Raw genomic sequence first — 12,876 nt, forward strand, 5'->3', positions numbered from 1 at the left:
CCGATTTAAGCCTGCTTTGTCCGGCTATCTGCGCCAAGCTGGGGGACGAGTCATCCCATCGGGTGTTCTCGCGGTCACCGGTGAGGAATGAGGCGTATGACGGGCACGACGGAGCACGCGAGCCGGGCGTTGCTGGCCGTGGGCGGCCTGGTACGCCGAGCCGAGGTCGCCCCCGACGGCCGGGCGCTCTACCAGGTCGGCGGGCGGGAGGCGGATGCCTTCTATCGGGACCGTTGGTCGTACGACAAGGTGGTGCGCTCCACCCACGGGGTGAACTGCACCGGATCCTGTTCCTGGAAGGTGTACGTCCGCGACGGCATCATCACCTGGGAACAGCAGCAGACCGACTACCCGAGTGTCGGCCCGGATCGGCCGGAGTACGAGCCGCGGGGCTGCCCACGGGGGGCGGCGTTCTCCTGGTACACCTACTCGCCGACGCGGGTGCGCTACCCGTACGCCCGGGGTGTGCTGATGGAGATGTACCGCGAGGCCCGGCAGCGGCTGGGTGACCCGCTGGCGGCGTGGGCCGAGATTCAGGCCGATCCGCAGCGGCGCCGCCGGTACCAGCAGGCGCGGGGCAAGGGCGGCCTGGTCCGGGTCTCCTGGGACGAGGCGCTGGAGCTGGTCGCCGCGGCGCATGTACACACCATCGCCGAGTACGGACCGGACCGGATCGCCGGCTTCTCCCCCATCCCGGCGATGTCGATGGTGTCGCACGCGGTGGGGGCGCGGTTCCTGTCGCTGATCGGCGGATCGATGCTGTCGTTCTACGACTGGTACGCGGACCTGCCGGTGGCGTCCCCGCAGATGTTCGGCGACCAGACCGACGTGCCGGAGTCCGGGGACTGGTGGGACGCCTCCTACTTCATCATGTGGGGCTCCAACGTGCCGGTGACCCGCACGCCGGACGCGCACTGGATGGCCGAGGCTCGGTACCGGGGTCAGAAGGTCGTGGTGGTCAGCCCGGACTTCGCCGACAACGTCAAGTTCGCCGACGAGTGGATGCCCGCCCAGCCTGGCACCGACGGGGCGCTGGCGATGGCGATGGGGCACGTCATCCTCAAGGAGTTCTTCGTCGACTGGAACACGCCCCGGTTCTTCGACTACGTGCGCCGCTTCACGGACCTGCCCTACCTGGTCAGCCTGGAGCCGTCAGCCGACGGCGGCTACCGACCCGGGAAGTTCGTCACCGCCGCCGACCTGGGGAAAGACGACAAGGAGGCGGCCTTCCGGCCGGTGCTGTGGGACTCCGTCGCGGACGGGCCGGCGGTGCCGAACGGGTCGCTCGGGGACCGCTACAGCGAGACCGGCGTCGGCCGGTGGAACCTGGAGCTGGGCGAGATCGTGCCCCGGCTGAGCTGTGCCGGCGGCGAGGCGGTGGAGGTGCTGCTGCCCCGGTTCGACACCGACCAGCCGGAGGTCCTGCGCCGCGGCGTGCCCACCAGCCGGGTCGGCGGACGGCTGGTCACCACCGTGTTCGACCTGATGCTGGCCCAGTACGGCGTCGCCCGTCCCGACCTGCCCGGTAGCTGGCCGACCGGCTACGACGATGCGGCCGAGCCGTACACGCCGGCGTGGCAGGAGCCGCTCACGGGCGTACCGGCGGCGCAGGTGGCCCGGGTGGCCCGGGAGTTCGCGGACAACGCCGAGCGTTCCGGTGGCCGATCGATGATCGTGATGGGGGCCGGTACGAACCACTGGTTCCACTCCGACACCACCTACCGGGCGATGCTGGCGCTGACCACGCTGACCGGCTGCCAGGGGGTCAACGGCGGCGGGTGGGCGCACTACGTGGGGCAGGAGAAGTGCCGGCCGGTGACCGGCTGGCAGCAGCTCGCGTTCGCGCTGGACTGGGTCCGCCCGCCCCGGCAGATGATCGGCACCGCCTTCTGGTACGTCCACACCGACCAGTGGCGCTACGACACGTACTCGGCCGACGCCCTCGCCGCTCCCACCGGCACCGGCGCCTTCGCCGGCAAGCACACCGTCGACCTGTTGGCTCAGTCGACCCGGCTGGGCTGGATGCCGTCGATGCCCACCTTCGACCGTAACCCGCTTGATCTCGCCGACGAGGCGCTGGCCGCGAACCCGGACGACCCGGCGCGCTACGTCGCCGACGCGCTGGTCGACGGTCGGCTTGGCTTCGCCGGCACCGACCCGGACGCCCCAGCGAACTGGCCCCGGGTGTTGACGGTGTGGCGGGCGAACCTGCTCGGCTCCTCCGGCAAGGGCAACGAGTACTTCCTGCGTCACCTGCTCGGCACCGAGTCGAACCTGCGGGCGGAGCAGGCTCCGGCCGACAACCGGCCGGTCGATGTCGTGTGGCGCGACGAGGCTCCGGAGGGCAAGCTCGACCTGCTGCTGAGCCTCGACTTCCGGATGACCTCGACCACGCTCTTCTCCGACGTGGTGCTGCCGGCGGCCACCTGGTACGAGAAGCATGATCTGAGCACCACCGACATGCACCCGTTCGTGAACGCCTTCACCCCGGCGATCAACCCACCGTGGCAGACCCGCACCGACTTCACCGCCTTCCACGGGATCGCCAAGGCCTTCTCCGCCCTGGCCCGCCGCCACCTCGGTGTGCGCAGGGACCTGGTGGCGACGTCACTGCTGCACGACACCCCGGATGCGATGGCTACCCCGGGCGGGGTCGTACGCGACTGGCGCACCGGCGACGCGCCCGCGGTGCCGGGCCGGACGATGCCGAAGTTCGTGGTCGTGGAGCGGGACTACGGCGCGGTCGCCGACCAGATGGCCGCTCTCGGCCCGCTACTGGACCGGCTGGGTACCACGAACAAGGCGGTCACCGTCGATGTCAACCGGGAGATCGACTACCTGCGGCGGGTCAACGGCGTGGTGCGGGGTGGCGCAGCAGACGGCCGGCCCCGGCTGGACACCGACATCCGGGCGTGTGAGGCCATCCTGGCGCTGTCGGGCACCACGAACGGCCGGATCGCCACCGAGGGCTTCCGGTTCCTGGAGCGGCGGACCGGTCAACGCCTGGCGGACCTCGCCGCCGAGGCCGAGGGGAAGCAGATCACCTTCGCGGACACCCAGTCCCGCCCGGTTCCGGTGATCACGAGTCCGGAGTGGTCGGGCAGTGAACACGGTGGTCGCCGGTACTCGGCGTTCACGATCAACACGGAGCGGCTGAAGCCGTGGCACACGTTGACCGGGCGGCAGCACTTCTTCCTGGACCACGACTGGATCCACGAGACGGGCGAGGCGCTGCCGATCTTCCGGCCACCGTTGGACCTCCACCGGCTCTTCGGCGAGCCGCGGCTCGGCGCCAACGGGGAGTTAGAGATCACCGTACGGTATCTGACCCCGCACTCGAAGTGGGCTATCCACTCGGAGTATCAGGACAACCTGCTCATGCTGACGCTGTCCCGCGGTGGGCCGACGATGTGGATGAGTGAGGCGGACGCGGCGAAGATCGGGGTACGGGACAACGAGTGGATCGAGGCGGTCAACCGCAACGGTGTGCTGGTCTGCCGGGCGGTGGTCAGCTACAAGATGCCCGAGGGCACCGTCTACGTCTACCACGCGCAGGAACGGGTGATAGACGTGCCGAAGGCGCAGGTCAATGGCCGCCGCGGCGGGATACACAACTCGCTGACCCGGCTGTTGGTCAAACCCACCCACCTGATCGGCGGATACGCGCAGCTCGCCTTCGCGTTCAACTATCTCGGGCCGACCGGCAACCAGCGCGACGAGGTGACGGTGGTCCGCCGCCGTTCGCAGGAGGTGCGGTACTGATGCGGGTGATGGCACAGATGGCGATGGTGATGAACCTGGACAAGTGCATCGGGTGTCACACCTGCTCGGTGACCTGCAAGCAGGCGTGGACCAACCGCTCCGGGGTGGAGTACGTCTGGTTCAACAACGTGGAAACCCGCCCCGGCCAGGGCTACCCACGCACCTACGAGAACCAGCAGCGCTGGCAGGGCGGCTGGGTGCGTACCCGCTCCGGGCGGCTCAAGCCGCGCTCGGGCGGGCGCCTGAAGCGGATGTTCACCATCTTCGCCAACCCGAAGCTGCCCTCCATGCAGGACTACTACGAGCCCTGGACCTACGACTACGAGCACCTGATCACCGCGCCGTCCAGCGACGACATCCCGGTCGCCCGGCCGAAGTCCCTGCTCACCGGCGAGGACATGAAGATCACCTGGAGTGCGAACTGGGACGACTCCCTGGCCGGCGGGAACGAGATCACGGCGGGTGACCCGGTGTTGGCGAAGGTATCCGAGCAGGTACGACAGGAGTACGAGAAGACGTTCATGTTCTTCCTGCCCCGGATCTGCGAGCACTGCCTCAACCCGTCCTGCGCCGCGTCCTGCCCCTCCGGGGCGATCTACAAGCGCAGCGAGGACGGCATCGTGCTGGTCGACCAGGACCGCTGCCGCGGCTGGCGGATGTGCATCACCGGCTGCCCGTACAAGAAGGTGTACTTCAACCACCGCACCGGCAAGGCGGAGAAGTGCACATTCTGTTTTCCCCGCATCGAGATCGGCCAGCCGACCATCTGCTCCGAGACCTGCGTCGGCCGGCTGCGCTACCTCGGACTCCTGTTCTATGACAGCGACCGGGTGGCCGAGGCCGCCGCCACCGAAGCCGAACAGGACCTCTACGCGGCGCAACGCTCGGTCTTCCTCGACCCCCACGACCCCGCCGTCGTGGCCGCCGCGCGGGCGGGTGGGATCCCCGACGACTGGATCGAGGCCGCCCAGCGGTCCCCGATCTGGGACCTGATCATGAAGTATGAGGTGGCGCTGCCGCTGCACCCGGAGTATCGAACCATGCCGATGGTCTGGTACATCCCGCCCCTGTCCCCCGTGGTGGACGTGCTGCGCGACACCGGCCACGACGGTGAGGAGGCCGGCAACCTCTTCGGCGCGATCGACGCCCTCCGGATCCCCGTCGACTACCTCGCGGAGCTCTTCACCGCCGGCGATCCGGCACCCGTACGCGCGGCGCTCGACCGGCTCGCCGCCATGCGCGCCTACCAACGCCGCAGCAACCTCGGCGAGACACCGGACGAGGCCATCCCCGCCAGCGTCGGCATGACCACCGACGAGATGGACGACATGTACCGCCTCCTGGCTATCGCCAAGTACGAACAGCGCTATGTCATCCCCGCCGCCCACGCCGAGGACGCCCATCGCCTGGAAAAGATCGCCACCGAGTGCGCCCTGGACTACGAGGGTGGCCCCGGGATGGGCGGCGGCGGACCCTACGGACAGGGCCCCTTCGGCGAGTCCTCCGGCACGCCGGTACCGATCCAGGTGGAGACCTTCGACGCACAACGCAGCCGCCAGCGGGCCGACTCCCTGACCGAGCCCGGCGACCCGGCCCAGCAGACCAACCTGATCAACGCCGGCGGTACGGGCGACCGGACCGGCGCCCGGCCACCGAAGGACCCGGCCGGCGAGGGCGGCGACGTGACCAGCCCCGGCGTCCTCGACATCAACCGGGACCAGCCATGAACACCGCACCCACCACCTGGCGACCCGTCGCCGCCCGCGCCGCCTCGCTGCTACTGCGCTACCCCGACGAGGAGGTGCTCGCCGCGCTGCCGATCATCCGGGCCGCTCTCGACGCACTCCCCGATGTCGTGGCGAAGCCGCTCCGGCAGGTGCTGACCCACCGGGAAGCAACCGCCGCCGGCGACCTGCGCGCCGCGTACGTGCAGTTGTTCGACTTCCGCCGCCGGTGCTGCCTGCACCTGAGCTACTACACCTGCGGCGACACCCGCCGCCGCGGCGAGGCGCTCGTCGGCTTCGCCGCCGGGTACAAGGCCGCCGGCCTGGCGGTGGTTGACGGCGAGTTGCCCGACTACCTGCCGGCGCTGCTCGACCTGGCCGCCGAAGACGACACCGGATGGCGGCTGCTGCACGACAACCGGGTCGGCCTCGACCTGCTCGCCGAGTCGCTGGGCAAGGAGAAGTCCGCGTACCGGCACGCGGTCGAGGCGATCCGCGCCATGCTGCCCGCCCCGCGCCCCGCCGACCTCGCCGCCGCGCACCGGCTGGCCCGCACCGGTCCGCCGGTCGAGGAGGTCGGTCTCGAGCCGTACGGACTCGTGGACACCACCGGGGGGCGCAGATGAACACGGTGCACGTGCTGCTCTGGGTGGTCTACCCGTACCTGGCCATCACGATCCTGATCGGCGGGCTCATCTGGCGCTACCGCTACGACAAGTTCGGCTGGACCACCCGCTCCACCCAGCTGTACGAGACCACCCTGTTGCGCTGGGGCAGCCCGCTGTTCCACTTCGGCGTCCTCATGGTGTTGATCGGACATGTGGTCGGCCTGCTCATCCCCAAGTCCTGGACCGAGGCCGTCGGCATCACCGAGCACAACTACCACTTCATGGCCGTCTTCATCGGCACCGTCGCCGGCTTCTGCACCCTCGCCGGAATGGTCATCCTGATCGCCCGCCGCCGCTTCACCGGCCCCGTCTTCGCCGCCACCACCCGCAACGACAAGGCGATGTACGTGTTTCTCGCGGCCGTCATCGTGCTGGGACTCTGGAACACGGTGCGGGGCAACATCGCCGAAGGGGGCTACGACTACCGCGCGGACCTCTCACCCTGGTTTCGGTCGCTGTTCTATTTCCGCCCCGATCCCGAACTCATGACCAGCGTGCCGATCGGTTTCCAACTCCACGTCGTGGCCGCGTTCGCCCTCTTCGCGTTCTGGCCGTTCACCCGGTTGGTGCACGCCTTCAGCGCGCCGATCGGCTACGTCACCCGGCCGTACGTCGTCTACCGCAGCTACGGGACCCGACCGCGCCCGTCTCGACCGGGCTGGGAAGGACCACCAACGCTGCCAACCCGCTCCTCGTCCCGAGGTAGGAAGTGACGGGCCCGCATGCGGGCCCGTCGGCTGCCGGCGCGACGCGCAACCTGGTGCTGGCAACGGTCGGGTTCGCGCTGAACTTCTGGGCCTGGGCGCTGCTGGGCCCGCTCGCTCCGGGCATCAAGGAACGCCTCGGGTTGAGCTTCACCGCCCAGTCACTGCTGGTGGCGGTGCCCGTCGTGGTCGGCTCGATCGGCCGGATCCCGGTCGGCGCGTTCACCGACCGGTTCGGCGCACGGACCATGTTCCCGCTGGTCTCGCTGGCCACCGTGGTGCCCGTGCTGGCCTTGTCGGTGGTGTCGTCCTACCCCGCCCTGATCATCACCGGCTTCTTCCTCGGCATCGGCGGTACCGCCTTCGCCGTCGGCGTGCCGCTCGTCTCGGCCTGGTACCCGCCCGCCCGCCGGGGCTTCGCCATCGGCGTGTTCGGCGTCGGTATGGGCGGCACCGCGATCGCCAACTTCACCACCATCCGCCTGGGCGACGCCTACGGCGAGGCCACCCCGTTCCTGCTCGTCGCCGCCGTCCTCGTCGGCTATGCGGTAGTGGCGTTCCTGTTTCTCCGCGACGAGCCACATCGAACGCGGGTAACCGTCTCCGCGTGGACGCGTACCGCCGAGGTCAGCCGGCTCGCCGTGACCTGGCAACTGTGTTTCCTCTACGCGGTCAGCTTCGGCGGCTTCGTGGCGTTCAGCGTCTACCTGCCGGCCTATCTGCGCATCGCCTACGAACTACCCGAGCAGGACGCCGCGTTACGCACCGCCGGCTTCGTCGTACTCGCCGTCATCGCCCGCCCGGTCGGAGGCTGGTTGTCCGACCGCCTCCAGCCGGTGTCCGTGCTGGTCTGGTGTTTTTCCGGCACCGCCGGATTCGCTCTCGTGCAGGCGTTCCAGCCGCCGCTGATGCCGGTCGCCACCATCACCTTCCTCGGCATGGCGGCTCTGCTCGGCGCCGCCAGTGGTGGCGTCTTCGCCCTGGTGGGCAAGGTGGCACCGGCGGACAAGGTCGGTACCGTCACCGGCGTCGTCGGCGCCGCCGGTGGACTTGGCGGCTTCGTCCCCCCACTGATCATGGGGTGGGTTTTCGACCTTGAGGGCTCCTACGCCATCGGCCTGATGCTGCTGTCCAACGTCGCCCTTGCCGCCGCCGTCTACACCGCGGTGCGGATGGGTGGACAGACCCGACAGGACGTGTCCACACCTCGGTAGGGCAGCACGGATATCGGGCCCGGCCCGGCCCGAGCCACCCCGGGTGTCCAAGCCGGGCCGCCGTTCCGCCAGCGCCGAGCGTTGCAGGACCTTCGGCCCTGATCTGGGCTGTTGTCTGCCTGTTCGATGAAATCAGGTCACGTTTCCACAGACTCACTCGGGGGCGAGCCGAAGAAATCGCGGCCTGGACGCCGATCGATGCCAAAGGAGTGGTCTTGCTCTCGCAATCCTCAGCAGCAGTGGTAACGGCGACCCTGCCCGCTGTGCAGGCGCACGGCGAAGCGATCACCAGCCGGTTCTACCAACGAATGTTCCAGGCCCACCCGGAGCTACTGAACATCTTCAACAAGGGCCATCAGGCCACCGGGGCGCAGCCGGCCGCGCTCGCCGCCTCCGTGGTCGCCTACGCCGAGCACCTCGTCAACGGCGGCGACGAGAAATCGTGGGAGCTGATCCTGAGCCGGATCGCCCACAAACACGCCTCGCTCGGCATCACCGCCACCCAGTACACGATCGTCGGGCGCCACCTGCTCGCCGCGGTCGGCGAGGTGCTCGGTGCGGCCGTGACCGCCGAGGTCGCGACGGCCTGGGACGAGGTGTACTGGCTGCTTGCCTGCGAGCTGATCGCCCGGGAGGCGCGGCTCTACACCCAGGCCGGGGTGGGCGAGGACGGGTCGGTGTGGCGGCACTGGCAGGTCGTGGAGTGCATCCAGGAAACAGCGGATGTCGTCTCCTTCCGCCTGGTTCCAGCCGACGGTGGCCCGCCACCCACCTTCACGCCCGGGCAGTACGTCTCCGTCGCGGTCGACCTGGACGGAGGGGGGCAGCAGATCCGGCAATACAGCCTCTCCGGCCAGCCCGGCGCAACCTACTGGCAGCTCACCGTCAAGCGGGTACGCGCCACCGGCGACGCCCCCGAAGGCGTGGTCTCGACCCTCCTGCACGAGCGGGTGGCCGCCGGTGACACGCTCCGCCTCAGCCCCCCGTTCGGCGAGGTCAGCGCGGTCGGGGATGCGGGTCCGCTGCTGCTGGTCAGCGCCGGTATCGGCCTCACCCCGGCGATGTCGGCCCTGCACCACCTGGCCGCGACCGAGACCGAGCGGGAGGTGGTGCTGGTGCACGCCGACCGCGACGCCGCCGCGCACGCCCGCCGCCACGAGCTCCCGGATCTGGCGGAGCAGTTGCCGAACCTGTCGGTGCAGCTGTGGTACGAGGACGCCGCCGAGGGTGAGTTGGATCGGCTGAAGGCGGAGGTCAACATCGGCCGGGTGGATCCGAGCCGGATCCCGCTACCGGCCGGAGCCGACATTCACCTCTGCGGTCCGGTGCCGTTCATGTACCAGGTCCGCGCCGAGCTCCTCCGCCGAGGCGTGCCGAAGGACCGGATCGGCTACGACGTGTTCGGCCCGGGAATGCTGCGCGACTGAATCCATCGGGCTGATCCCATGGTTGGATCCTTCGGGCTGACCCCACGGCCGCGTGGCCGTGGGGTCAGCCCGTCAGGAGACCAACACCAACGTGCCGAGCACCAGAACCGAACAGGCGACCTCGATCATGCCGACCGGGGCGGGACGCAGCGCCCGACCGGGCAGCAGCCACGCCCGGATCAACAACACCAGGAAGATCGGGGCGAGCCCCACGTCGAGCAGGGTCGCCACGACCAGCGCCGCCAGGTGGAAGCCGATGGACAGGCGCCGGTAGGAAGTACTGCCGCGCTCCCGGATCATGGTCTTGACATAGCAGACGGTGCCGGTCAGGTAGAGCAGCAGCACCACGAAGGCCGGGACAACCCGCTCCGGTGACGCCCCCGCGACCGTGGCCACGACAAAGATCAGCAGGCAGCTCTGCAGCACCGAGGCGAGGTCGTTGAGCAGGGCCCGCTCGCGCCGGCGCCACGCGTACCCGGCGTTGACCGCCAGCAGCGCCGCAAAGGCCGGGGCGTACCAGAGCACAGCCGGCCGAACGACCACCACCGTCAGCGCCAACGGCGCCGCCACCAGGGCGTAGAGCCGGAGCTGGGCAAGATAGCGACGCGGTCGACGACTCTTGATGGCCTGGAAGGCGTAGTAGGACAGCAGGTAGCCGGCCAACCCGGCGCCGAGCAGCGGCAGCTGCGGCCATCCCGGTCCGACCACGACGACCCCGACCAGGTACGGCAGGAGCAGCATCGCCCAGGCACCGTGCTGCGGCGGCAGATAGCGGCGGAGCACGCGCTGGCGCCTGGCTGGCCGGCGGGCAGTGGTGGGGCCGGCGGTCTCGGGTGCCGCCGGCGACTGGGTGCTCATACCGGTCGGGTGGCATCGAACGGGAGAGAGAGCCGCACCACACAGGCGGTGGGCGCACCGAACGGCTCCAGCACGGCGTCGCTCGCGGGGGCGCCCGCCTGCTCCAGCGCGCCCCGGACGACGCCGACGTGTAGCCCGCAGATGGCGTCCGGATTCTGACTCACCAGTTCGAGGAAGGGGCAGGTGTGGAGGTGGATCTCGGTGTGCCCGTCCGCTGTCTGCTTCAGGTCCGGGTCGAAGCCCAGGCCGCGCAGGACCGCTATCGCGGTGTCGACCGGCTTCTCCCCTCGAGGTGTCGCCGCCGCGAGATGCCGCCCCCAGTGGTGGCCGGCGCGGGCGGCCTCGGCCCGGGCGTCGCCCCGGCTCTGCCGGGCCAGGTGATCGAGCAGAGCTGCGGTGAGGGCGCGGTACGGCGCCGGGGCGGGGGCCTCCTCGGGCACCGTCCGGTAGCGCCAGGCCGGCCGACCCGGCTGGCCTCCGCTGGCGCGGGCCTTGACCAGCAGCCCGGCGTTGACGAGCCGGTCGAGGTGGCTGCGGGCGGTGGAGGGGTGCAGGCCGGTCCGCGCACTGATCTCGGCGATGGTGCGGCCACCCTCCGCGGTGCGGATCAGTTCCAGGATTGACGCCCGGCTGACGGTGCCGAGTGCCCGATGCCGGGTGGTGTCGATGGCCTGCCCGGTCGGCCCGATGTTCACGGTTGTCACGCTTGGCAATGTTACAACGTCAAACATCATCAAAACCCGGCGGCGAATCCGCCTCGGGCACCGCCGCACCCCCGCTCCGCTGTACCGACCTGGCCGAGGGCGGCCGGACCGGGAACAGTCCGGCCGGGGTGGGGTTGGGCCGGGGGCGGATCCGGGTGGGGCCGGGGGCGGATCCGGGTGGGGCCGGGGGCGGATCCGGGTGGGGCCGGGGGCGGATCCGGGTGGGGCCAGGGGCGGATCCGGGTGGGGCCAGGGGCGGATCCGGGTGGGCCGGAGCGGCGGGGCGCGGCTACGGTCGGAGGATCCGACGCGCGGAGAGGTGGGCCGGTGCGGCTACTCAGCTGGTTGTCCGAGTCCGTTGACGAGCGGCCGAACGCGGTCCAGATCAACGACCGAGGCGTGTCCTGGGGAGAGCTACGGCGGCTCGCCGCGGCCGTCGCCGACGACCTGCACGGCCTGGACCGGGTGGCTGTCGAGGCCAGCACGGATCTGGCGACGGTGGTCGGTGTCGCCGGGGCGCTGCTGGCCGGCACGGCGGTCGTGCCGGTGCCGCCGGACGCCGGGCCGCGGGAGCGGGACCACATCCTGCGCGACTCGGGCGCCGAGGCGGTACTCGTACCGGCGCACGGCAAACATCGGGGCGACCACCCTGGCCGGCCCCTCATCCCGGTCGACCTCACCCGCCGGGCGGACAGCATCCGCCCGGAGCCCGACCCCGCCGACCCGGCGCTGATCCTCTACACCAGCGGCACCACGGGGGCACCGAAGGGGGTGGTGCTCTCCCGCCGGGCCGTCGCCGCCTGCCTGGACGGGCTCGCCGACGCCTGGGGCTGGACCCCGGACGATCTGCTGGTGCACGGGCTGCCCCTGTTCCACGTGCACGGCCTGGTCCTCGGTGTGCTCGGCCCACTGCGGCTGGGTAGCCGACTGCACCACGTGGGCCGGCCCACCCCGGAGCGGTACGCGGGCGCGGCCGGCTCGCTCTACTTCGGGGTGCCGACCATCTGGTCCCGGATCGCCGCCGCCCCGGGGGCCGCCCGGGCTCTGCGCTCGGCCCGGCTGCTGGTTTCGGGCAGCGCCGCCCTGCCCACGGCCGTCGGCACCGGTCTCGCCGCGCTGACCGGCCGCCGGGTCGTGCAGCGGTACGGCATGACCGAAACGTTGATCACGGTCAGCGCCCGCGCCGACGGTCCACACCGGCCGGACGCGGTGGGGCTGCCGCTACCGGGGGTGCGTACCCGCCTGGTTGACGACGGCGATGCTCCATTGCCCGCCGATGGGGAGACCATGGGTGAGTTGCAGGTGCGCGGCCCCACCCTCTTCGACGGGTACCTGCGCCGGCCGGAGGCCGATGCGGCCAGCCGCACGTCCGACGGGTGGTTCCGCACCGGCGACGTGGCCACGATCGGTCCGGACGGCTGGCATCGGATCGTCGGTCGGGCCGCCACCGATCTGATCAAGAGTGGCGGCTATCGGATCGGCGCCGGTGAGGTGGAGGACGCGCTGCTGGCCCATCCGGCGGTCCGGGAGGCTGCTGTGGTCGGCATCCCCGACTCCGACCTCGGTCAGCAGGTGACGGCGTACGTGGTGAGCGACGGCGTAGCGGAGTCGGAGTTGATCGACTTTGTGGCCCGGCAGTTGTCGGTACACAAGCGCCCGCGGCAGGTACGGCGGGTCGACGCCCTACCCCGCAACGCCCTGGGCAAAGTGCAGAAGTCTCGCCTGACTACGGATTGACCGGCCGCGCCCGGCGGGCCGCAGAATTGGATCTGACCGGGAGTGTGGAAACGCCCTCGACGCGCCCGGGCCCGGAAC

The 12,876-nt window shown here is 70.6% G+C and carries 9 protein-coding genes; 7 read left to right on the forward strand and 2 right to left on the reverse strand.

Features of this window, described 5'->3' with window-relative positions; genetic code table 11:
* Window positions 1-96 precede the first annotated feature (96 nt).
* From T398_RS15000 to T398_RS15025, 6 genes are all read left to right on the forward strand, one after another.
* Window positions 97-3,762 carry a nitrate reductase subunit alpha gene (locus T398_RS15000; RefSeq protein ID WP_496447543.1) on the forward strand — a complete coding sequence of 1,222 codons (3,666 nt, stop codon included), beginning with the start codon at window positions 97-99 and terminating at the stop codon, window positions 3,760-3,762.
* Window positions 3,762-5,489 (forward strand): nitrate reductase subunit beta, encoded by a 1,728-nt coding sequence (gene narH, locus T398_RS15005; RefSeq protein ID WP_496447545.1) that lies wholly within the window; start codon window positions 3,762-3,764, stop codon window positions 5,487-5,489. The genes T398_RS15000 and narH overlap by 1 nt, the downstream gene beginning before the upstream one ends.
* Window positions 5,486-6,112: a nitrate reductase molybdenum cofactor assembly chaperone gene (gene narJ, locus T398_RS15010; RefSeq protein WP_496447546.1), complete on the forward strand. Its 627-nt coding sequence runs from the start codon at window positions 5,486-5,488 to the stop codon at window positions 6,110-6,112. Before narH ends, narJ begins: the two co-directional genes overlap by 4 nt.
* Window positions 6,109-6,867 (forward strand): respiratory nitrate reductase subunit gamma, encoded by a 759-nt coding sequence (gene narI, locus T398_RS15015; protein ID WP_496447548.1) that lies wholly within the window; start codon window positions 6,109-6,111, stop codon window positions 6,865-6,867. The genes narJ and narI overlap by 4 nt, the downstream gene beginning before the upstream one ends.
* Window positions 6,864-8,072 carry an MFS transporter gene (locus T398_RS15020; protein ID WP_496447549.1) on the forward strand — a complete coding sequence of 403 codons (1,209 nt, stop codon included), beginning with the start codon at window positions 6,864-6,866 and terminating at the stop codon, window positions 8,070-8,072. Before narI ends, T398_RS15020 begins: the two co-directional genes overlap by 4 nt.
* 209 nt (window positions 8,073-8,281) lie before the next feature.
* Window positions 8,282-9,499 (forward strand): globin domain-containing protein, encoded by a 1,218-nt coding sequence (locus tag T398_RS15025; protein WP_496447551.1) that lies wholly within the window; start codon window positions 8,282-8,284, stop codon window positions 9,497-9,499.
* A 72-nt stretch (window positions 9,500-9,571) separates the two neighbouring features.
* Here T398_RS15025 and T398_RS15030 read toward each other — a convergent pair whose 3' ends face one another.
* Window positions 9,572-10,357 carry a YwiC-like family protein gene (locus T398_RS15030; protein ID WP_496447552.1) on the reverse strand — a complete coding sequence of 262 codons (786 nt, stop codon included), beginning with the start codon at window positions 10,355-10,357 and terminating at the stop codon, window positions 9,572-9,574.
* Window positions 10,354-11,052, reverse strand: coding sequence for a helix-turn-helix transcriptional regulator (locus tag T398_RS15035; protein WP_496447641.1), 699 nt, complete (start codon window positions 11,050-11,052; stop codon window positions 10,354-10,356). Before T398_RS15035 ends, T398_RS15030 begins: the two co-directional genes overlap by 4 nt.
* 336 nt (window positions 11,053-11,388) lie before the next feature.
* Between T398_RS15035 and T398_RS15040 the strand changes: the two genes are divergently transcribed.
* On the forward strand, window positions 11,389-12,798 hold the full coding sequence (locus T398_RS15040; protein WP_496447554.1) for an acyl-CoA synthetase: 1,410 nt from the start codon (window positions 11,389-11,391) through the stop codon (window positions 12,796-12,798).
* Window positions 12,799-12,876 lie beyond the last annotated feature (78 nt).

The organism is Salinispora goodfellowii (genome assembly GCF_059570675.1).

Bases quoted from the DNA above. Each gene is read 5' to 3' on its own strand.
- T398_RS15000 (WP_496447543.1), top strand. From the start codon at position 97: ATGACGGGCACGACGGAGCACGCGAGCCGGGCGTTGCTGGCCGTGGGC.
- narH (WP_496447545.1), top strand. From the start codon at position 3,762: ATGCGGGTGATGGCACAGATGGCGATGGTGATGAACCTGGACAAGTGC.
- narJ (WP_496447546.1), top strand. From the start codon at position 5,486: ATGAACACCGCACCCACCACCTGGCGACCCGTCGCCGCCCGCGCCGCC.
- narI (WP_496447548.1), top strand. From the start codon at position 6,109: ATGAACACGGTGCACGTGCTGCTCTGGGTGGTCTACCCGTACCTGGCC.
- T398_RS15030 (WP_496447552.1), bottom strand. From the start codon at position 10,357: ATGAGCACCCAGTCGCCGGCGGCACCCGAGACCGCCGGCCCCACCACT.